Source organism: Shouchella xiaoxiensis, assembly GCF_016907895.1.
GTDB classification, from domain to species: domain Bacteria; phylum Bacillota; class Bacilli; order Bacillales; family Bacillaceae_D; genus Shouchella; species Shouchella xiaoxiensis.
In genome coordinates this window covers 573,130-595,056 of record NZ_JAFBCV010000001.1, presented here as the reverse complement: position 1 = coordinate 595,056, position 21,927 = coordinate 573,130, and the positions used below count along the sequence as shown (strand labels likewise).

Here is a 21,927-nt window from a genome sequence, read left to right as displayed (position 1 = left end):
TTTAATTTGCGTAAGCTTTTTTCATTACAAAAGGAGTGAAAGAAAATGCCATCTATCTTATTTATTGGTGCAGGGCGCATGGCAGAAGCGATTTTTAAAGGAATTTTACAGAATGAAGATTCCTCCTTCCAACCAATCTATGTAGCGAACCAATCAAACCAAACCAAATTGCAAGAGCTCTCTTCCATTTATAAAATTCAAGCTTTAAGCAGCTGGCAGGAAAAATTAGAAGTAGCTGATGTTGTTTTACTTGCAGCTCCACCTTCTGCTCACTCTAGGTTGCTAAGAGAACTCTCTTCTCACGTCACGAACCAGCTAATTGTCACAGTTGCTGCTGGAATTGGACCGAGTGAACTTGAGCAAAATTTACCCTCAGGTACTGCAACTGCCTGGATTATGCCGAATACGGCTGCACAGGCTAGTGCGTCGATCAGCTTATATGCATTCGGTTCAACAGTTTCAGACATGCAAAAAGAACTTGTTCGAGAATTGGTTGAGGCAATTGGGGCTGGGGAAGAAATGAGTGAAGAACAGGTTCATGAGCTAACAGCGATTACTGGGAGTGCCCCTGCCTTTGTTTATGAGATGACATTGCAACTCGAACAACTAGCAAAAACACATGGGCTAACAGATGAACAGGCACGTAATTTAGTAGTGTCCATGCTTGCCGGTAGTGCCAAGATGCTGCAAACCGGAATTTCTCCAATAGAGCTACGAGACCAAGTAACGACTCCTGGCGGGGCAACGGAAGCAGGACTTCAGTCGCTTGAACGTGATCAATTCTCAGCAACGATTTCCCGGGCAGTTATTGCTGTAACGGAACACGCTAGAAATAAAAGGAATTAATCGCACCATTTGACTCATTTATGCGTGAAATTGTTTAGACGTGGCCATTATAAGGGTATAGTCTTTTACAATACATAGAAGGGCTGGTGCTCAGATGCTCCGGACAGTTTTAATGATAATTGGCGCGATTGTTGTAATAAGTTTTCTTGTATCACTTATTTTTTAATAAAAATACGAAAAGAATGCCTCGCAATGAGGCATTCTTTTTTTAAAACAATCCTTTTTTGCCAAAATGAATTCGACTTCGTTTTAAATAGACGACTAAGAGTAGCAGCACGGTTATTTCTGCTAGCGGAATAACAAGCCAAATCGCTGTTACGCCAAAAAGGAAAGGTATAGTCATCAAAAAGAGCAGCATAAATAAAATCTGACGCCCTGCCGTAATCCATGTCGCAATGGCGACCTCGCCAATCGATTGAAAATACGTCATCAGTACAAAGTTCGCACCCATTACTAAGTAGGCAATAAAGAAAATGCGAATACCTGTCACAGCTAGATCTTTTACTTCTTGAGGAAAGTCTCCGAAAATATTGACGATCGGAACTGCTGCGACTTGACCGATTAAGAAACAAGCAATTCCCACACCAAAGCCCGTTCGAATGGCAATCCGCATGATTTCTGCTTTCTTCTCTACTTGATTGGCCCCGTGAAAATAACTAACGATTGGCTGAATCGCTGCCCCCATCCCTAAAAACATCAGCAACATGACGCCATGAACATAATTTAAGACTGAAAAAGCAGCAACCCCAGCTGTGCCGGCTAAACGCGCAAACATAATGTTATGAGATATCGTAAAGGCCGAAATACCTACCTCAGCGAGAAAGCTTGGAAAGCCAAACAGCAGCGCTCGTTTAGCTAAGAGTGCATCGAAGCGTAAGCGAACCAATTTTAAATTGCTACGCTTTGTAAAGAAATGCGAGACAAGCACCAACAGTCCGAGCGTGGCAGCCAAAATCGTTCCAAAAGCAATTTCCCTTACGCCTAAATCAAGCACGTACAAGATGACGTAATTAATTCCAACATTTGAAAAAGCGGTTGTTACCAATGCCGCCATTGCAAGCGTTGGATTTCCATCATTTCGGACAAAAATACTGAACGCATTTTCGAGGGTGAACACAAAACCAAAAATTAAAAACACATTCATATAAGCCGCTGCAAAAGGCGCTGTTTCGTCGTTTGCACCAAGTGCATAAACAAGTGGATCATGGAATAGCCAAGCAATTACTCCAATGAGAAGCGTTCCGATTCCAATTAATGCAAGCGAGTGTGTAAAAATAAACTGCGCCTGTTTTGATTCCTTCCGCCCCATCGCTTGCGAATAAAGCGTAGCTCCACCAATTCCAAGCCACAAGGACATTCCGACAAAAATCGTATAAACTGGTCCCGCTATATTCACTCCCGCGAGCGCTACAGGACCAAGCTTGTTCCCTACCATAATTCCGTCTACTGCTAAATTAACAGCCATTAAAAGCATTCCAACGAGAGAAGGGATTAAATACCTCAGAAATACTTTTCCTATCCGTTCATGATCCAGTGGATTAAATGCTTGATTCTGATTCAATGTCCTCACCCACTATTTCTTTAAGTTACATCCATCCTAACGTATTATAGCAGAGGTTTGATTTTTAGGGGAAATCAATTTTAAAAAGCAAAAACAGACTTTTAGTCCTAATACTAATTTCTTAATTTTACACAATGTTAATTGTTTTATTTTCCTTAAAAAAGGTATAATGTAGTAGGAATTTACACCTAAAGGAAGCGTGGTCAATTTACATGAACAAGAACAAAAACAAAATTATGCTTATTTTTGCAACATTCGTCGTCGGCTTCTCATTTATTATTTATTTTCTACATTCCTATGTTGGATGGCTTGATACGTATCTATTAATCTCTTCTCTTGAGACGCGGGGTGAGACGAATATCGTTCTCCAACACATTCTTTCATTTGTTCCTCTGCTATTATTACTTGTTTCTGGCGGCATGGTGCTGAAGTATCCCGATTCTATGAAATCATCCTTTTTAATCATGTTGACGTTAACATTTGCAAGCATTTCTATTATTGCAAATGGAGATGGATTAGCTGAATATCACTTCTCTATCTTTATGGTTATTGCTAGCCTTGCATATTTCAGCAGACCTAGTCTCATTCTCTACAGCACTGGCATATTTGCCGTCCAACATTTCCTTGGCTACGTTGCTTTTCCAGAACTTATTTGTGGAACTGATTCTTACCCGTTTTCACTACTGATGATTCACGTCATCTTTCTATTGGCAACAAGCTCCATTATCATTGTTCAACTAAGTGAGAGAAACCGCTTTGTACGCTTTGCTGAATTAGAAAAATCCAAAAATGAAAAAATGGTCCACTCCTTATTAGAGCGGGTTCAAACGGCATCGATCGAGGTAAACAAGAGCTCAGATATGCTTGAACAAGATGTTAATCATGCAAAAGAGGTTACTACGTCACTGAATCAGACCATCCGCTATGTTGAAGATTCAGCATATCAGTATGAACAATCGACTAACGATAACAAAGAACTTCTATTGGAACTTCACACACAGCTAGAAACGATTCACAACCAAACAGGTCTTGCCTTTAAAGCAGTATCCGCCAATCAAGATTCCGTCGAAAAAGGCAAAAGCAGCATAGCGCGTACGAAACTTAAAATGGATGAAATCTTTTCGACCGCCAATCGACTTGAGTCAACCTTTATCGAAGTAAAGGAACAAACAAGTAACATTACCAAAACGCTTGGCCATATTCGACAGATTGCCCAACAAACTCATTTACTTGCTTTAAATGCTTCGATTGAAGCTGCACGTGCGGGTGAAGCCGGGCAAGGATTTGCGGTTGTCGCCGAAGAAGTTCGGAAGCTTTCCTTACAAACAACGCAATACGCAAGTGGCATTGACGATTTCGCTAAATCCATTCAAACGAGCACTACGAGCATGGAAGAAGATATTCAACGCAATTCATTATCTGTCAATCAGGGCTTAACACAAATGAACGAAACAGAAGATTTATTTGCATTAATGGAGACATACACAGCAACCGTCCATGAAGAAACGAATAAATCATCAACACTTTCCTATGAAATCTCTACCTACAGCCAGATGATTGAGCGTTCACTAGCAGATATGGGCTCGATTGTCCGGATGTTAAATAATCGAACGCGCTCTGTCTCTGATGCGGCAGAAAAACAGGAAACCACATGGGATACCCTTAACCATATTTCCAAGCAATTAAAACAAGCAACAACTCTTCTTAACGCAGATTTAAATGAGCTTACACTTATTAAGGGCGCTTAAGTTAAAGCGCTCTTTCTTATGAAAACTTCCTTCTCTGCATTAAATTGAAAAACATCTGGATTTCTCATCGTTTTCCATTCTTTAAAACCAAATTCATGTTGATAGGAATGTATTAGCAGGGCTAGCAAGTTTCCATGCGTGACTAAAATCGTATTTTTTTCTGAAACTAAGACTTCGTTCAACACAGCACGAATTCTAGCAGTTGCTTCATTAGAAGATTCTCCACCCTCTAACTTCAGATTTAAATCTTCAAAACTATGCTTCAACGGTGACATCCAGTCTTGAAGTAAACGAGTGCTCAAGACCCTCTCTGCTAGTCGGCTGTCTTTTAAAATAGGTAGTTGCTGAGCTTTTGCTGTTGGACTAATGGTTTCCAATGCCCGTGTATAAGGGCTTGCTACAATTTGATCAATCTGTATTTGGTCAAAATAAGGCTGTAAGCGAATGGCATCATTCCTTCCCCCGTCGGTCAACACCGCATCTGGTTCTTGCCCAACTGCCTCGGCATGACGCACAAAATAGATTATCTGCTTTTCCATTTAATCACTCTCCTTCCCTTCATTGTAATCGACGTATACGCAATTTTCATTTTTAATAAAAAGTTCTAATAAACAAAAAAAGGAGGCAACCTAATTGCTTAATGAACCTCTCTATCCTTCTCAGTCGCCGCTTCCATGGGAAACGGCTTTGTTTCAAACCTCTTTTGTCAAACGCTTAAAACACTTAGCTCACTTCGGCGCAGGCTCGTTTGTCTCATCCGTCACTCATTCACGTTTTGAACATACGGTAGGTGTTTGGAAACTTGCAGTTCATTTCTTTCCTAATAATCATCTTCTTCGTGCCGCTTCCATCTTACATGATATTGGTCATTTGCCGTTTTCCCACTCAGTGGAACGGGCACTAGGTTTTGATCACCATCAATTAACAAAGTCCTACATTCTTCATCAGGAAATTTCGTCTATTCTTGAGCAAAACAATCTTTCTGCAGAAACCGTCTGTCATTACCTTGATCAAGACACGCCATTAACTGGCTCAAAAAACGTGCTTGGCCTTGATCATCTTGATAGTTTTTTTCGCGATACATATATGGCTGGTTCAGTCGAAGAACTGCCAAGAAATATAATTAATCGTTTAACATGTTCAGCTGATGGGATTGCTGCTAGTGAAGAGGATATTGATCAATTAATGCAGATTATTTTTGCGAATAATAGGCTAATCCACTCCCCTGCACTGCGCGCCGCCGACTATTTATTGGCTGAATCTGTCCGACTCCACTGGCAGGAAGCACACTCTTCATTTGCTTTCCTGATTGATGCGCAAGTAATTGCTGAACTCCTTCAATCTAAAAATAAGCAAGTTACAGAAATGATTCATACCCTTCTTTACCAACCTAAGCCGTTGGTTATCTCTACTTCTGTCAGTGGAAACGGTTTTGTTATACCTAAAGGCAAGATTTATGCCAAACAACCTTTGGTGAATCAAACTCCTTATTGCAATAGTGAGTCAGGCAGAGCATTTCAGCAGAAGTTGAGCCAACTGGCGCAAGAATATGAACTTGTTTTAACGTAAAAAGTGAAGCTGATTTAACCTATCAGCTTCACTTTTTACTATTTATTTTTCATTTTCGGATCAAGCGCGTCCCTCAGTCCGTCTCCAACCATATTAAAGCCGAGCACGACTAGCATGATGGATAAACCAGGGAACAGTACAGTCCAATAGGCATTTTGGATAAATCCTCTTGAATCCGCGAGCATTCTCCCCCATTCTGGTGTGGGTGAAGTGGCTCCCATTCCGAGAAAACCGAGCGCTGCTGCTTCAATAATGGCAATCCCAAATCCAAGCGTGCCTTGGACAATTATCGGCGCAAGACTGTTTGGTAAAATATGATGAAATAGAATACGTCCGTTCTTCATTCCTTGTGCCTTTGCTGCGAGCACAAACTCTTCTGACCGCAAGCTAATTACTTTGGAGCGGACAATTCGACCAAATATCGGGACATTGATAATGGCGATGGCGATCAAGGCATTTTCCAAGGACGGACCAAGAATTGCAACAATTGCTATTGCAAGCAAAATACTTGGAAAAGCAAGCAACACATCAAATACACGTGAAATAATCATGTCGATCCAGCGTCCATAAAAGCCCGCAATTAGACCAAGAGTTGTCCCTACCAACAATGCCCCACTAATGGCAAAAAGACCGATTAATAGCGATATCCGTGCCCCGTGCGCGACTCGAGTAAATACATCTCGTCCTAAATCATCAGTACCCATCCAGTGATCTCCAGATGGAGGCAGTAATCTGATTGAGGGATCTGTCTTGTCAATTGTGTAAGGCGTTAAGTAAGGTGCAAGAATTGCCATGACAATAAAGATAAATAAGATGATACCGCCAATAACCGCAAGTCTATTTTGTAGAAGGGAGGACAGCGATTCTCTCCAAGGCGACCTTACTTTTAAATCCGTATTGGGTGGCGGCCTATGCGGTGGTGTAGCGATTGGTCTTGACTCCATTAAGCCCACCCCCTAATCATATTTGATCCTCGGATCGATTGCAGAATAAAGTAGATCAACAAGTAAGTTAATAAAGATAAAGATTGTTGCCACAATTAGAATGCCTGACTGGATAACAGGATAATCACGATAAGAAATGCCTTCATAAATATAACGACCAATTCCCGGCCAGCTGAAAATCGTTTCCGTCAGAATGGCTCCACCAAGCAACGCACCTGTCTGTAACCCAATTACGGTTAAAACAGGGATTGCCGCGTTTTTCAATGCATGTTTATAGATGACAATTAACTGTCCAGACCCTTTTGCTTGTACCGTACGAATGTAATCGGAACGAAGAACTTCAAGCATACTTGAACGAGTCATTCGCGCAATAATAGCCATCGGAATAGTGCCTAAAGCAATCATCGGCAACACAAGATGACGAAGTGCCGTAATCGTTTGCTCAAAATTCCCTTGAATCAGCGTGTCAAGAACATAAAAATGAGTTATCGCCTCAATCGGATCTCTTGCATTGTTTCTCCCTACCGTTGGCAACCAGCCTAACTCTTGCGCAAAAATCCATTGTTCCATGAGAGCAAGCCAGAATACTGGCATCGAGACACCGACTAAAGCAATAACCATGCATGTGTAGTCGAATATGGAGTTCTGCTTCCACGCACTTATAATACCTGCGTTCACACCAACAATTAACGCGAAGATCATCGCAAACAGCGTTAACTCCATTGTCGCCGCCAAGTAGGGCCAAACTTCCGTTAGAATTTCATTATTTGTTCGCATTGAGACGCCTAAATCCCCAGTTACTAAACTTCCTATGTAATCCCCATACTGCACCCAAAATGGGTTATTTAAGCCTAGTTGTTCCTCAAGTTCGGCAATCGCTTCAGGTGTAGCCTGCTCTCCTAAAATCGTTTGTGCAGGATTTCCTGGAATCAGCCAAATGATTGAGAACGTCACGATCGTCATCCCGATCAGCACGGGGATGAGTAACAGAATACGGCGAATAGCGTAGGCAAGCATCGTTTCACCTCATTTTTTTAGCGGTAAAGCAAGGCAGCGCAACAGGTGCGACTGCCTTAGCTTCTCTAGATTGACTTAGTTTTCAAGAGACACATGCTTTAAGCTTTCGCTTGTTGACGGATGTGGCACATAGCCATTAATTGCGTCAGATCCTGCTAGAATCGGTATTGAATGGACAAGAGGAACCATTGGAGCATCGTCATGAATAAGAGCCTGTGCTTGCTCATAAAGTGCTGCGCGCTCATCCGGATCAACCGTACGTTTTGCTTCGTCTAAAATTCCATCGACTTCTTCATTGCTATAGAACGTTTGGTTGCTTCCAGGAATTCCATCTGTATGCATCAACGTACCTAAGAAATAATCTGGATCTCCATTCACACCAGACCAGCCAAGCATAAACACGTCATGGTAACCAAGCTCAATTTCTTCCAAATAAACCGCCCACTCTTTCTCGACGATGTTCGCTTCAATATTAAACTCGCTTAATTCTGCTTGAATTAACTCCGCTGCACGACGTGGATTTGGCATGTACGGTCTTGCAACTGGCATCGTCCAAAGATCAAACTCAAAGCCATCTCCTAAACCAGCTTCATCGAGCAGCTCTTGCGCTCGTTCAGGGTTGTACTCATACTCTTCAACTGCGTCATTGTGGCCTAAATAATCTTCAGGTACCGGGTTTTTCGCCGGAGTAGCCTGACCACCATATACCGCGGTTATCAAAGCTTCTTTATCAATAATATGGTTAAAGGCTTGACGAACGAGCGGATCATCAAATGGCTCAACTTCTGTGTTGAAACCAAGGTAACCAAAGTTATTTGGCGGACGCTCGAAAACGCTATATCCTTCCGCGCCTTCAACTTGTGACATATCATCCGGAGAAAGTCCGTCCATTAAGTCAATATCCCCTGATAATAAGGCACTCATCCTAGCTGTATTATCTGGAATGATGGTAAACGTTACGCCATCCAAGTATGGAAGCCCTTCATCCCAGTAATCTTCGTTTTTCACTAATTGAATTTGTGAATCACGCTGCCAGCTTTCGAATTTGAACGGTCCGGTACCGACAGGGTTTTCATCAATATCTGCTCCATACTCTTCTAATGCAGCTGGTGAGATCATCGCAAAATAACTAGCGCCAAGGTTTTGTAAGAATGCACCAAGCGGCTGATTTAAAATAAATTCGACTTCATAGTCACTGATGACATTCACTTCATCAATAACATGGTCTTCACCTACTCCAAACAAAGACCCGTAAACGCTGTACGAATACCCTTCATCACGGAATCCGAACTCGTGGTCAGGATCGCCCCATCGCTCAAAGTTTGTTTTTACTGCTTCGGCATTAAAAGGTGTCCCATCATGGAAAGTAACGCCTTCACGCAAGTTAAATACATAGCTGAGACCATCTTCACTAGGCGTCCAGTCCAAAGCTAAGCCCGGTTTTAATTCAAAGGAATCTTCATCAAACTCAATCAACGTTTCATACACTTGTTTTGTTACCCGCGATGACTCCCCGTCCGTAACTGCGCCAGGGTCAAGCCCCTGTGAATCCCCGCCACGAGAGAAAATAAGTGTCCCGCCTTCTGTTGCTTCTTCTGTGCCATTACCGTTATCGCCAGTGCCGTTATTCCCATTTCCATTGTCATCGCCACCAGTGTCCTCCCCACCACAAGCTGCTAAAACAAACACTGATAAAAACGCCGTTGAAATTAAACGCAAGCGAGCTTTTTTCATATCACATTCTCCTCTTTTGTAGTTTCGTTATATAGATGACAGGCAACCTGATGATTAGGTGCTACTTCTTGCCAAATTGGAACATCTGTCTTACATACATCCATACACGATGGGCATCGGGTGTGAAACGCACAGCCTGAAGGCGGGTTTGAGGGGCTTGGCACATCCCCTTGTAAAATAACCCGTTCCTGCTTGATGTCTGGATCCGGTACAGGTACAGCAGACATGAGCGCTTTTGTATAGGGATGCTTTGGCTCATCATAAAGCAGATCCTTGTTTGCGAGTTCAACCATTTTCCCAAGGTACATCACACCAACACGGTCACTAATATGTTTTACAACGCTTAAGTCATGGGCAATAAATAAATACGTTAATTTAAATTCTTTTTTCAGTTTTTCCATTAAGTTCAGAATTTGAGATTGAACAGAAACATCTAGGGCCGATACGGGTTCATCACAGATGATTAACTTTGGATTAACCGCAAGTGCTCTAGCTATTCCGATCCGCTGCCGTTGTCCGCCACTAAATTGGTGAGGGTATCGCTTTGCATGTTCACTTCTTAAACCGACCGTTTCCAGCAATTCTTTTACTTTTTGTTTTCGTTCAGTCTTTGATCCAATCCCATGCACGAGCAGAGGCTCCCCAATAATTTTCCCAACTGTATGGCGTGGATTTAACGATGCATAAGGGTCTTGGAAAATAATTTGCATATCCCTACGTAATTTTCGAACGTTTTCCGATGAGAGCTGCATAATGTCCTCGCCATTAAAGCGAACTTCACCCGCAGTCGGTTCAATTAAACGAAGTATTGATTTTCCCGTCGTTGATTTTCCACAGCCAGACTCACCAACAATGCCCAGTATTTCTCCTTCTTGCATCGAGAAGGAGATCCCGTCCACTGCTTTGACTTCTCCAACTTTTTTAGATAAAACGCCTCCGTTAATATCAAAATACGTTTTTAAACCCTTTACTTCTAATATTGGTTCAGCTGACACTTTCCTCCTCCTCTCTGTAAAGCAGGCAGCGACAAGCCCGTGATTCTTCAAGCTCAAACAATGGTGGATTCTCCGTGAAACAAGCATCAAATGCATACTCGCAGCGCTCTGCAAAACGACAACCGACCTCAATTGAACCAGGTTGCGGTACTGTTCCTGGAATGGAATACAGCTCTTGTTCTCGTTCCGTCAGCTTAGGTAATGAGCGGATTAATCCCTGCGTATAAGGATGCTTTGGATCTTTTAAAATCATTCGCACAGTTCCCTCTTCGACGATTTGCCCAGCATACATCACGATAACGCGGTTACAAATATCCGCTACCACGCCAAGGTCATGTGTGATTAATAAAATGGCTGTCCCTTTTGACTGGTTTAGTGATTTCATTAAATCAAGAATCTGAGCTTGAATTGTCACGTCGAGCGCTGTTGTTGGTTCATCTGCAATCAGAACTTCTGGGTCACAAGACATCGCCATCGCAATCATAATCCGCTGGCGCATCCCCCCCGACAGCTGATGAGGGTAATTATGTATGAGCTCTTCCGCTCGAGGAATCCCAACCAGCTTCACTAAATCAATCGCTTTTTTTTCGGCCTCTTTTTTTGATACCTTATTGTGATTTCGAATTGCTTCGACTAACTGATTTCCAATCGTGAACAGCGGATTTAGTGACGTCATCGGCTCTTGAAAGATCATTGAAATTTCCTTACCTCGGACTTGCTTCATCCGCTTAGGGGAGGCCTTCGTCAAATCTTCGCCTTTAAAAACAATTTCACCAGAATTAATCTTTCCCGGCGGACTTGGAATAAGTCTCATAATGGATAAGGAAGTGACACTTTTCCCACAACCTGATTCACCGACAATTCCAACAACTTCACCTTTATTAATGTGAAGACTGACACCATCAACCGCTGGAATTTCTCTTCGACCAGATTGAAAGGTTGTCTGAAGATTCTTAAGTTGAAGAACAGCCTGTTCCACTTTTTCCCCTCCATCCTCGTAATGAATTAAAATATAACATTAAGAGTACAAAAAAAATGTCGAAATGGCAACAATTTTTTATTTTTTTAAAATCATTTCTTTTATTGGGAAACTACTCCATTCTTATGCTTGCATTTCCTTATTTAGTTCAAATTTATATGAGTACGCTCTCTTTCCAAAGATGCGTTTTGACTATACCTTTAACGCTTCACTCAATTTTAAAAAGAAAAAAGGCTAGCGAATTCAACCATTCACTAGCCTACATTTTATTCTGTTTCCTCTTCTTCAGGCGTTATCGTTTCTTCTTCATCAGACGATGTCTCATCTTCTAACTCAAATTCCTCAACTTCACCAAACTCATCTTCCACCGTTTGGTTTGTAAATTCTAGTACGGATAAGATCCCCTCACCTGTGTCATTTACAGTCGCTTCTAGCTCATCACCTTCTGTAATAAAAACAGCATTCGCATTCGAGGTAATGTCAAATTCAAGAACGCGGCTTTCTCCATCAATGAGTACTTGCAAATAGCGATTACTTACCGTATGGCTCACGCGATAAACAGAACCTGAAACCGTCTCCTCATCAAGCAAATCGGTTGGGATATAATCGTCTGATCCTAAATCATTAGCAAGCATTTGACGGTATTGATTAAACGCTTCCTCGCGAGAAGTTCCTCTGGCTACGCTTGATGTTTCTGCATGAACCATGGCAATTTCACGCATTAAGCCGCTTTGATCCACTACTGGAACGACCCATGTGTAGTTGTCATACACTGAGTAAAGGACAGGCTGTGTGCCTTCCCATTGCTCTCGCTGAAAGGTCCGATTAACCGCATCGCGGGCGCCACGAGCATTCGTCATACCAGAAGTGCCTGAGTAATACGTTGCATCACCTGTTTGCGCATTGATCATTGTAAAGCCAACCATTGCATTTGATTCTTGATTAGGACGCATATGATCGATCATCCAATACATATCACCATCTGGTCCAAGCACGCCAATCATTTCCTCATCACTTGTTGGTTGATGGACACCTTCTTTAGCAAACATTGAATTTAATAAGCCGTTGCTATACGTACCAAACCAGTGAGCGTAATCCAAAGCAATCGAGTAATCAATTGCATTATCAATAAACTCAGGCTGCTCCCCTAAATCGTATTTCTCCATTTCACCCGTTACGGCATCAATTAAGATAACACCGTCTGCCTTAGGACCAGAGCGATAATGTTCATAATACGCATAGGAATAAGCGTAGTAAGGGTTTCCTTCGTCATCCGGTTCAAATGAATGGCCAATTAAAATCACATCACCGTATTCACTTCGCACATGTCGATCAAGATTGTCACCAAAAAAAGCACTCGGGACATACGTCATTTCATATTCATCGACCAGCATTGCTTCTGCATTAGGGTCTTCTGCACTTACCATAACGTAACCAGGTGCAAAATCTGCGCGAATCCACCGCCAAATACTTGAATATTCAATGGGAGATACCCAAAAAAGTTCGTCGTTAATCTTTTGAATGCTCGTTTCACCTAATTCATAAAACGAGTAGTTATCTATGTTTCCGAACACAATCTCAGATTTATAGCGCGCATACGAATACGGAACGGAGCGAACACTCTCTTCTGTGACTGACTCAATCTGATCTGTCGTTACTTCAATTTCGCCAAGTTCAGATAACTCCTGCGTAACAGTTAACGGATAAATCACATTCATTCCAATTAACCCCACAAATAACAGCAGACCAAGACCTGACTGCACAAGTGAGAACTGTGGTTTTTTTAATTTTAGTTTTTGTACTTTCTTTTTGTTTTTTTCATTCGTTGGCAGTTGAATCAATCCAGAAACCATTAAATTAATTGCGATAATAAAACCAAATGTATTTAAGAAACCAGTTATGGATTGATCAATTAACAGGACATAGATAAGAACAAAACTAAGTATGAGCCCAAGAATATAGCGAGCAAGCTGTCCAACCAGCCAATTTTTTGCGCTGCGCTGCATTCCTCTCACCCACTGTTGCGGGTTTAAATTCACACAGGCTAAAGCCATTATTACAATCCAAAAAAACATCTTCTCTCCCCTTTCTTCACAAGTATACTACGATAGTAATGCAAATAGGTTTCAAAATACGTGCAAATTGTCCCATAATATGAGAAAACTAAAATAGAGAATACATCCTTACATATACCCTATAAAACGTAAGAGGAGATATGAGACATGAAGCGAGCAATGATTATTATCAATCCTACTTCAGGAAAGGAAGAAGCGATTCATTACACCGATCAGGCGACCAATTTGCTTAAAGCTGAAGGATACTATGTAACCATTAAAGAAACGCAAAAAGAGTTTGACGCAACGCTATTTTGTGAAGAGGCTTGTAACGAAGAGTATGATTTACTTGTCTCAGCAGGGGGAGATGGTACATTACATGAGACCATTAACGGGATGCTAAACAGCACTCATCGACCAACGCTTGCCGTCATTCCCCTCGGAACTGTTAATGACTTTGCCAGAGCGCTCCACATCCCACTCAACCCAGAAAAAGCCATCCAGACGCTATCATCAAAACATACACGAAAAGCTGATATCGGGAAAATAAATGACTCCTTATTTATAAATGTAGTAGCTGCAGGGAAACTGGCGGAATCTCTGTCTGAAGTACCGTCTGAATCAAAATCAAAATTAGGGTTTTTTGCCTATTTAAAAGAAGGGATAAAAACACTTTCTGGACAAGCAGCAAGTCCGATGAAAGTCACTTATGACGAAGACTCGTGGGAAGGCGATGCCATTCTGTTTGTTGCCGCACTGACTAATTCTGTTGGTGGATTTGAGCAGCTAGCCCCAGGGGCAAAGATCGATGATGGCTTCCTCCATTGTTATGTTATTAAAGATTTAAATTGGTTTAATACAGCTGTTGTCGGCACATCCCTACTTGCTGGTAATTTAGAAAACAGCAGACATGTACACGCTTTTAAAGCAAAAAATATATATGTGGAATCAACGGAAGAGGTCACAACGAATATCGATGGAGAATCTGGACTATGCTTACCGATTCAAATCAGCCTACTACCATCTCACATAAGTGTGCTCATACCTGAAGAGGAGTAAGCCTAAGCTTATTCCTCTTTCATTCTTATGTATGTTATCAATCAACGAGCTGCTCCACTAATAGGACCACACCGTTTAAGTCCGTAATTTCATGTGTTGTTTTCTTTCGCTCCCAGAATTGATTTACCTTCCAAACTCCGGTCATTCCAGCTGCTTCTGCACCTCTGACGTCGTTGTCAGGATGATCACCAACAAATATGCATTCTTCAGGTTTTACTCCTAACCGCTCTGCTGCTCGCAAGAATATCTTTTTATTTGGTTTCTTCATCCCCTCTTCTTCAGAAATTAGAATTTCATCGAAGTATCCATCAACTTTTAGTGCTTTAATTACTCGATGCTGAAACTCAGTGATTCCATTTGAAATTATCGCTAGTTTTAATGATTTTTCTTTCAAAGATTTAAGTGTTGATTCCAGTTGAGAAAAAGGAATTGAGCTTGCATGGAAATGAGTTTTATAATCTCTTACTAGATCTTCAACTGAGAAGGATTGAATGCTGAACTTCTCAATTATCTTTTTATATACAGTCTCTTTCGTGACATAACCATTTTCATCCCATTTAATGAATTCATCTTCATACCGCTGTGCATCAAACGTCTTTAACTCATCTCCTAAACGCTCAATCTGTCCTTTTAAAAAATGTCGAAGGGAAGCGTTCCGATCGAGGAGCGTTTCATCTAAATCAAATAAAACAGCTTTTAAAACCATGCACTCACCCCCTTCCCGATAATGACGTTACATGACACCTACTAATTGTAAAATCAAAATGACTAATACAACAACAGCTGCAATCGTAAAAAGAGTCCGAACCATCGCTTTTGTAACACCGGCTAATATTGAAAACACAACTAAAGCTATAATAATCCAAACAATTGGCTCCATCGGTTTATCTCCTTTGCTTTTATATGTAAATGCTATACCCTCGTTACCTTATCTTTATTCCTTTTTCTTTCAGACTTCTAAAAAATCCAATCCTACAAAATCCTACAAAACTAGTGGATTTATTTAGAATTTTCCTATATAACAACTACAAAATCTGTGAGACAATGTCTGTACCAAGTAGAAAGGAGTCGTTAATCTTGTACGCCATAACACGAACCATTGAAGGTCATACCTATTCACTTAAAAATACATCAAGCTCCTTCGATAAAGTGTTCTTCTCTTTCGAACACGCATCACATCTTGTTAAAAAGCTTAATCTCTATACATTTCCCGACATGCATTGGAAAGTTCAAAAAATAATAACGCATGATCACTCTCCTGAAACCACTAATGTGTAGGTTTCTTTTTTATTTGTCTTCTTAATTTTAATCTGACCTCTTATTAGCGTAAGGTTTATAAACTATGACGAAGATTATGTACCTTTACTTATTCTTAAAGCTTATGTTACCTCGTTTAGTAGTAAATCTATTATGCTTCATTTACATCACCGACATAACAGCAGATTTCTTTTACAACACTTAAGAAGAAGGTAAATAATGAAGCCTGCTGTACAGCTGAACCTAGCGATCATATCAGCATATTCTAAATGTAATGGAGTCACTTATTAACTCCAATATTGACACGTCGCCGCTTTTTGTCTACGATTATGAAATCAAATTTAAAATTCTATAAATAATAAGGTGATGGAGTGGCAACTTACGTACAAGATCAGTCAATTAAGACAGAAAGAAAACCTTTAAATAATCCACAAACGATCCTCGTTGCTGGAGGGATTGCAGTCGCACTAATTCTCACTATTTTTCTAGCCTTTACACAACATATCATGCAACCAATTCTAGCCCTTATTGGCGTCGGTTTAGGGTTCACCTTATTTCATGCCCGTTTCGGCTTCACTTCTGCGTTTCGCCGTATCGCTTCTGTAGGAAATGGTCAATCAATGCGAGCTCATATGGTGATGTTAGCTGTCGCATGCACGCTCTTTGCGCCAATTCTTGCCATTGGCACAACCTTTTTTGGAACTGAAGCAAATGGGTATGTGTCTCCTATCGGCGTTAGCTTACTTGTGGGTGCTTTTCTATTTGGCATTGGCATGCAGCTTGGCGGTGGCTGTGCTTCTGGTACGCTTTATGCCGTTGGTGGCGGACGCTCCGTCATGTTTATAACGCTTATTTTCTTTATCATTGGTTCAACGATTGCCGCTGCTCATTTCGATTTTTGGATGGTTGACATGCCTTCTGCAGAACCGTTCTCCCTTGCTACATCAACCGGACTTGGTTACGGAGGAGCTTGGGCCGTTTCAATGCTGTTATTTGGCCTGATTGCTTACATCACAATTCGAATCGAAAAGAAACGCAAACCTCCAAAAATGGCACCCGTTCCTTCAGCGATAGGGTGGAAACGAATTTTTCGTGGCTCTTGGCCATTATTTGCAGCAGCTATTGTGCTTGCGGCTTTAAATGCCCTTACGCTTCTTACCAGAGGTACGCCTTGGGGCGTGACATCGGCGTTTACGCTGTGGGGTTCTAAAGCCGCCGAAGCAATTGGCTTTGATGTTGCAAGCTGGGGCTATTGGCAAGACAGTACAGCAGCACTTCAGGCGTCCATTTTTGCTGATACAACAACTGTATTAAATTTTGGGGTGATCTTGGGTGCTTTTATCGCTTCGGCAGCTGGTGGCTTGTTCACTTTTACCAAAATAACTCCTGGAAATGCCGCAGCTTCCGTTATCGGTGGATTATTAATGGGGTACGGTGCAAGACTGGCCTTTGGCTGTAACGTTGGAGCTTATTTTGGTGGAATTGCCTCATTTAGCGGGCACGGCTATATTTGGGGAGTGATGGCGTTAGGTGGGACATTCCTCGCTCTACGTCTAAGACCACTGTTTGGCTTGTCTGTACCGAAACCGAAAGATACCTTCTGCTAGAAAAAGCGTAACGACCATGGTCGTTACGCTTTTTTAACTCTTCTCGACAATAATAATATCTTGATAACTAGTAAACGTTGTGCGCCCACACCAGCTTCCGTAGTGAATCGATTCTTGCTTAAGTCCATGCCTAGTCAAAAGCGCGCTTACCCAATCTTCCGGATATGCAACAGCTGCATTTGGTGCATCAGGAAGAACAACTAAGCTAATTCCGTTTGCATGAAAAAAAGGCTGAGAGCTTTGACCAGCATGGATGAGTTGAGCAGACTCTTCATTTACAATGAAGAACGTCATCAAGCAGCGTCCACCTTTTTTTAGCACCCGGCTGATTTCGGCTGTATAGTGCTCTAATTCTTGTTCTAATAGATGTGTGAAAATGGAGGTTAAGAAAACAAAATCAAACGAATTGTCTTCATATGGGAATGCAAAACTTGAAGCCTGAAGCGTTCCAGACGGATTATACAAAGGATTAAATAAGTCTACATGAGTAAAAGTAAAGGTATCATATTTCGAAGCAATCTCCGCGTTAGACCAGTCAATCCCCTCTTTACTTAAATCAAAGCCATGATATGCACCATCTTTGGAAAGATAGTTCGTTAACGGCATTGCCATTCGGCCAACACCACTTCCAACATCTAACACGTGATGATTAGGCTTTAATTGTCCAAGTTCTTTAAAATGATTTAGAAATTCCCTTCCTGTTTCGGTAAATTCACCGCCAATGTATTGGACAAGATGATCCGGTGGTAAAGAGCTCATAGTCATTCCTCCCTGTCTTTAAAATGCTCCCTTTACTATATTGATAAGATACAAAACGATGAATCTTTTTTTACAGAATGACTGTCCGTTTTTTCAACAGAAAAGCATTAATAATTGCTAAAAGAAACATATTTCGCCAAAAGTTGACTGACTTCTTCATTTCCAGTTGTCATCCTGCTGCATAGAAGGTAATCTAAAAACGCATAGAATGTTGAAAAGGCGGACGAGCAGATGAAATCAAAGACAAAAGTGGTGGTTCTCTACATCCTCATTAGCTTGGTTTGGATCATTGGAACAGATTATCTCCTTTATCGGTTAGAACCAGACCTCTACTCGCTTTACCAAAAAATCAAAGGAATTGTCTTCGTTATCGCCACAACCATTTTCATTTACTATTTAATGAAAAAAAATGATCGCATCAATGCCTTGCAAGAAGAAAAAGAAAAAGTGGAAACCTTAATTAACTCAATGAGTGATTTTGTAAATTTTAAAGATGGGGAAGGACGCTGGATTCAGTCAAATGAATTTGGTCTGAAACTTTTTCAATTAGAAGGCATTCCATATCAAGGCAAGAAAGACTCGGAGCTAGCATCGTACAGCAAGCATTTCCAAGAAGCCCTCCATTATTGCGAACAGTCCGACGAACAGACTTGGCAACAAGGAAAACTCACAAGAGTCGAAGAAGTTCTAACGCTACCTAATGGCGAAGAACGAACCTTTGATACAATAAAAACACCGCTCTTTCGTGATAATGGGGAGCGTAAAGGCCTTGTTGTGATCGGTAGGGATATAACTGAACGCATTAAGGCAGAAAAAAAATTAGCTGAAAGTCAGCTTCGTTACAAAGCGCTATTTGAGCACAATCCTGAACTTGTTTATATGGTCGATTTAAACGGTATCATTATCGATTTAAATGATCAATTTGAAAACGTAACTGGGTACAAAAAAGAAGAAGCAATTGGTAAATCAATGATTTCGTTTATTGCTGAAAAAGACCACGATCGTCTGTACAAAAAATTCCATCATGTCATTAGTGAACGTAAATCACATCAATGTAATGAAATTACGATCCCTCACCGCTCTGGTGAAACAGTCATTGTAAACTGTGCTTCGGTCCCAATTATTATTGAGGGTGAATTAGTTGGGATAACTGGCTACGCAAACAACATTACAAAGATGATCGAAACAGAAGAAAAATTACGGACAACTGAAAAATTAGCGGTAATTGGTGAGCTTGCTGCTGGAATTGCCCACGAAATTCGCAACCCACTCACTTCATTACAAGGCTTTGTCCAGTTGTTTCAGTCTGAAAGCAAAACCGACAATCCGCTTCATCGCATCATGCTTGACGAACTCGAACGAATTAATCTGATAGCAAGTGAATTGCTGGTCTTGTCTAGGCCACAAGAAATTGCCTTTACAGAAACAAATGTCCAAACAGCACTACATGATATTGTGCGTCTACTCAACACAGAAGCAAGTTTATACGGGGCAAAAATTACCCTTGATGCAAAGGAAGAACTGTTCATTAACGGAGACAAAAATCAATTAAAGCAATTGTTTATTAATATTATTAAAAACGCAACAGAAGCTGGTGCATCCTCTATTACCGTTTCATTAACAAAAAAGTTCGATCTTCTTTGGATTGAAGTAAAAGACGATGGGTGTGGCATGGATCAAGCGCGGATCGATAAATTAGGGGAACCTTTCTTTTCCCGAAAAGAAAAAGGGACCGGATTAGGATTAACCGTTAGTCACAAGATTATAGCTGCTCATGAAGGAACCATTCAGTATAAGAGTAAAGTCGGTCAAGGTACGACCGTGATCATTTCTTTTCCAGCTATCTAAAAAACGCGCTCTCTTTTAATAAAAGAGAGCGCGTTTTTGATAAGCGCTATACTACCCAATCGGTTTTCTTTAAAAAATAAATACCTGCTCCCTGCATGAAACCGATGAGTCCGATTGTGACAAAAATGGCAGAATAATGATCTACCTGACCTGCCAACATCATTTGCTCTGCAACCTGGATCAATCCACCTGGTGTCCACTGTGCTCCAGGACCTAATAGGGTAGGTGTCAGAGTCATAGCGATGGTTACAATTAAGCTCGTAATTGCGACAAGAGACACACTCTTGAAGAGCGTACTACAAAGTAATGTCAATGTTAACACAAAACTCATCCATAGAAGATAAACTGCAGCTGTTGCGAGTAATACGGAAAGCTCTATCGCATCAAATAAGACAAAGATATAATAAACAGCCCCGCTAAAGCCAATAAGCAACCCTACTGTAACAACGATGGATGCCGCTGTCCATTTTCCGAACCAGTAGCTACCATACCCAATCGGTTTAGCTAAGACCAATACAGCTTCCCCTGTTTTCCTTTCATTAGAAAACATGCCCATAAAGCCTAATATTACGGCAAAAACACCTACCTGAGAGTACTGAGAAAGCGTATCTAAAAACACTTGCTCAGCTGTAAGTTCCGGAAAATTAAAAACCGCCCCTTCAGGTAATCCACCGAGAGTTACAAGAATATCCTCCATATAATACAGTGTGAGAGGTTGAATTGAACCAAGTAAAAAGAAAAATGCTGGAATCCATAAAATGCGGTAGCTTTTTACTGCCTCAAGCCATTCCTTTTTAAAGAGAACGCGAAAGTGATTCATGCTCAACCACCTTTCTAAATACATCGTCAAGTGTTTGACTCACCTGTGCTATTTTTGTAAAAGAGATTTCAGCAGCGTACATATGCTTTAAAAGGGATAGACTTACATCTTTATAATCTGGTGCATGTAGCTTAACGCTGCCATTCCCTTGCTGAATTTCCCATGTGGGCTCAACTATTTTTAGTTTTTTGGCCAAATCCGTTGCAGCAGAGGTTTCGACAATAAATTCTCCAGTTTCTGCTAACTGCAGCAGGTCATTTAACGATGAGCGTTTGATCATTCTCCCGTGATGAAGCATGATAACGTCATCACAGAGCTTTTCTGCATCATGTAACACATGAGTTGAATAAAGAATGGTTTGCTTGCCTTTCAGCTCATTTAACAGGTCCATTACGTCTGAGCGTCCTTTTGGATCTAAAGCTGACACAGGTTCATCTAACAATAAGATCGGCGGATTACCAATTAGAGCCTGAGCAATTCCAAGTCGTTGTTTCATTCCACCTGAGAATGCTTCAATCCGCTGCTTAATAACAGGATCTAAACCTACTCGAATTAGACCATCTTCCGCATCTCGTTCTGCTTGTTTCGCCGATAAGCCAGATAAGCGACCAGCGTACACCAAATATTCCTTTGCGCTCATCCATTGATGAAAAGCTGGATACTGTGGCATGAATCCAATTAAAGAACGGATATCTTCTTTTTTTACGTCAAATTGGATTGTTCCTTTGGACGGACTCAAAATACCAGCAAGCATATGCAACAGAGTTGTTTTGCCTGCACCATTCGCTCCAATAAGCGCTGTGATTTTTCCAGACTGAAGCTGAAAGGAAACATCCTTTACACGGTTTGATTTTGTTAAATGATCTACCTTAACGTCCATTTGCTCGGTTCCTTCCAAAAATGAAATAAAGAATCGGTCCAAACAAATTTACAAAAACAATGACAAGAGCCCAGACCCATTTCGGTCCATTCACCTGCTCTCTACGCGTTAAATCAATAAGTGCAATGACTAATAATAGAATTTGAACAATGAGAATTGGTAGTAATACTTGTATCCAAGGTTGGATTTCGTTCCACATTTGTTCCATTTATTGTTGCCTCCGATTACGTAAAGTTGGTTTTAACCACTT

20 protein-coding genes are annotated in these 21,927 nt (G+C 41.1%); 6 read left to right on the top strand and 14 right to left on the bottom strand.

Annotated elements, in window-relative coordinates:
- Positions 1-45: 45 nt before the first annotated feature.
- Positions 46-846: a pyrroline-5-carboxylate reductase gene (gene proC, locus JOC54_RS03085; RefSeq protein WP_204464331.1), complete on the top strand. Its 801-nt coding sequence runs from the start codon at positions 46-48 to the stop codon at positions 844-846.
- A gap of 208 nt (positions 847-1,054) precedes the next feature.
- On the opposite strand, the gene JOC54_RS03080 is transcribed toward proC, so the two are convergent.
- Positions 1,055-2,407: an MATE family efflux transporter gene (locus JOC54_RS03080; RefSeq protein WP_204464329.1), complete on the bottom strand. Its 1,353-nt coding sequence runs from the start codon at positions 2,405-2,407 to the stop codon at positions 1,055-1,057.
- A 212-nt stretch (positions 2,408-2,619) separates the two neighbouring features.
- Between JOC54_RS03080 and JOC54_RS03075 the strand changes: the two genes are divergently transcribed.
- Complete coding sequence (locus JOC54_RS03075) at positions 2,620-4,155, top strand: methyl-accepting chemotaxis protein (RefSeq protein WP_204464328.1); 1,536 nt, start codon at positions 2,620-2,622, stop codon at positions 4,153-4,155.
- On the opposite strand, the gene JOC54_RS03070 is transcribed toward JOC54_RS03075, so the two are convergent.
- Positions 4,152-4,694 (bottom strand): histidine phosphatase family protein, encoded by a 543-nt coding sequence (locus JOC54_RS03070; protein ID WP_204464327.1) that lies wholly within the window; start codon positions 4,692-4,694, stop codon positions 4,152-4,154. The genes JOC54_RS03075 and JOC54_RS03070 overlap by 4 nt on opposite strands.
- Before the next feature lie 94 nt (positions 4,695-4,788).
- On the opposite strand from JOC54_RS03070, the gene JOC54_RS03065 reads away from it, so the two are divergent.
- Positions 4,789-5,724, top strand: a complete 936-nt coding sequence (locus JOC54_RS03065) for an HD domain-containing protein (protein ID WP_204464326.1) — start codon at positions 4,789-4,791, stop codon at positions 5,722-5,724.
- Between the two features lie 38 nt (positions 5,725-5,762).
- Here JOC54_RS03065 and JOC54_RS03060 read toward each other — a convergent pair whose 3' ends face one another.
- From JOC54_RS03060 to JOC54_RS03035, 6 genes are all read right to left on the bottom strand, one after another.
- Positions 5,763-6,668 (bottom strand): ABC transporter permease, encoded by a 906-nt coding sequence (locus tag JOC54_RS03060; protein WP_204464324.1) that lies wholly within the window; start codon positions 6,666-6,668, stop codon positions 5,763-5,765.
- A gap of 12 nt (positions 6,669-6,680) precedes the next feature.
- Positions 6,681-7,685 carry an ABC transporter permease gene (locus JOC54_RS03055; RefSeq protein ID WP_035419549.1) on the bottom strand — a complete coding sequence of 335 codons (1,005 nt, stop codon included), beginning with the start codon at positions 7,683-7,685 and terminating at the stop codon, positions 6,681-6,683.
- Between the two features lie 75 nt (positions 7,686-7,760).
- On the bottom strand, positions 7,761-9,419 hold the full coding sequence (locus JOC54_RS03050; RefSeq protein ID WP_204464323.1) for an ABC transporter substrate-binding protein: 1,659 nt from the start codon (positions 9,417-9,419) through the stop codon (positions 7,761-7,763).
- Positions 9,416-10,414: an ABC transporter ATP-binding protein gene (locus tag JOC54_RS03045; protein ID WP_367617754.1), complete on the bottom strand. Its 999-nt coding sequence runs from the start codon at positions 10,412-10,414 to the stop codon at positions 9,416-9,418. The genes JOC54_RS03050 and JOC54_RS03045 overlap by 4 nt, the downstream gene beginning before the upstream one ends.
- The gene (locus JOC54_RS03040) at positions 10,404-11,393 is read right to left on the bottom strand and encodes an ABC transporter ATP-binding protein (RefSeq protein WP_204464322.1); all 990 of its coding nucleotides are present in this window, start codon (positions 11,391-11,393) and stop codon (positions 10,404-10,406) included. The genes JOC54_RS03045 and JOC54_RS03040 overlap by 11 nt, the downstream gene beginning before the upstream one ends.
- 266 nt (positions 11,394-11,659) lie before the next feature.
- Positions 11,660-13,468 carry a hypothetical protein gene (locus JOC54_RS03035; protein WP_204464321.1) on the bottom strand — a complete coding sequence of 603 codons (1,809 nt, stop codon included), beginning with the start codon at positions 13,466-13,468 and terminating at the stop codon, positions 11,660-11,662.
- A 147-nt stretch (positions 13,469-13,615) separates the two neighbouring features.
- On the opposite strand from JOC54_RS03035, the gene JOC54_RS03030 reads away from it, so the two are divergent.
- Positions 13,616-14,506: a diacylglycerol/lipid kinase family protein gene (locus tag JOC54_RS03030; RefSeq protein WP_035419552.1), complete on the top strand. Its 891-nt coding sequence runs from the start codon at positions 13,616-13,618 to the stop codon at positions 14,504-14,506.
- Between the two features lie 37 nt (positions 14,507-14,543).
- Here JOC54_RS03030 and JOC54_RS03025 read toward each other — a convergent pair whose 3' ends face one another.
- Together JOC54_RS03025 and JOC54_RS03020 are read right to left on the bottom strand one after the other, a co-directional pair.
- Positions 14,544-15,212 carry an HAD family hydrolase gene (locus tag JOC54_RS03025; RefSeq protein WP_204464320.1) on the bottom strand — a complete coding sequence of 223 codons (669 nt, stop codon included), beginning with the start codon at positions 15,210-15,212 and terminating at the stop codon, positions 14,544-14,546.
- 27 nt (positions 15,213-15,239) lie between these two features.
- Positions 15,240-15,386: a hypothetical protein gene (locus JOC54_RS03020; RefSeq protein WP_158332303.1), complete on the bottom strand. Its 147-nt coding sequence runs from the start codon at positions 15,384-15,386 to the stop codon at positions 15,240-15,242.
- Positions 15,387-16,134: 748 nt separating this feature from the next.
- Here JOC54_RS03020 and JOC54_RS03015 point away from each other — a divergent pair.
- Positions 16,135-17,370 (top strand): YeeE/YedE family protein, encoded by a 1,236-nt coding sequence (locus tag JOC54_RS03015; RefSeq protein WP_204464319.1) that lies wholly within the window; start codon positions 16,135-16,137, stop codon positions 17,368-17,370.
- Positions 17,371-17,403: 33 nt separating this feature from the next.
- Here JOC54_RS03015 and JOC54_RS03010 read toward each other — a convergent pair whose 3' ends face one another.
- On the bottom strand, positions 17,404-18,135 hold the full coding sequence (locus JOC54_RS03010) for a class I SAM-dependent methyltransferase (RefSeq protein ID WP_035419557.1): 732 nt from the start codon (positions 18,133-18,135) through the stop codon (positions 17,404-17,406).
- Between the two features lie 225 nt (positions 18,136-18,360).
- On the opposite strand from JOC54_RS03010, the gene JOC54_RS03005 reads away from it, so the two are divergent.
- The gene (locus JOC54_RS03005) at positions 18,361-19,977 is read left to right on the top strand and encodes a PAS domain S-box protein (protein WP_204464317.1); all 1,617 of its coding nucleotides are present in this window, start codon (positions 18,361-18,363) and stop codon (positions 19,975-19,977) included.
- A gap of 46 nt (positions 19,978-20,023) precedes the next feature.
- Here JOC54_RS03005 and JOC54_RS03000 read toward each other — a convergent pair whose 3' ends face one another.
- Genes JOC54_RS03000 through JOC54_RS02990 form a run of 3 tightly spaced genes read right to left on the bottom strand, consistent with a single transcriptional unit; the run spans position 20,024 to position 21,885 of the window.
- Positions 20,024-20,797: an ABC transporter permease subunit gene (locus JOC54_RS03000; protein WP_204464315.1), complete on the bottom strand. Its 774-nt coding sequence runs from the start codon at positions 20,795-20,797 to the stop codon at positions 20,024-20,026.
- Positions 20,772-21,677, bottom strand: a complete 906-nt coding sequence (locus JOC54_RS02995) for an ABC transporter ATP-binding protein (RefSeq protein WP_204464314.1) — start codon at positions 21,675-21,677, stop codon at positions 20,772-20,774. The genes JOC54_RS03000 and JOC54_RS02995 overlap by 26 nt, the downstream gene beginning before the upstream one ends.
- On the bottom strand, positions 21,667-21,885 hold the full coding sequence (locus JOC54_RS02990; protein WP_035419561.1) for a PLD nuclease N-terminal domain-containing protein: 219 nt from the start codon (positions 21,883-21,885) through the stop codon (positions 21,667-21,669). Before JOC54_RS02990 ends, JOC54_RS02995 begins: the two co-directional genes overlap by 11 nt.
- Positions 21,886-21,927 lie beyond the last annotated feature (42 nt).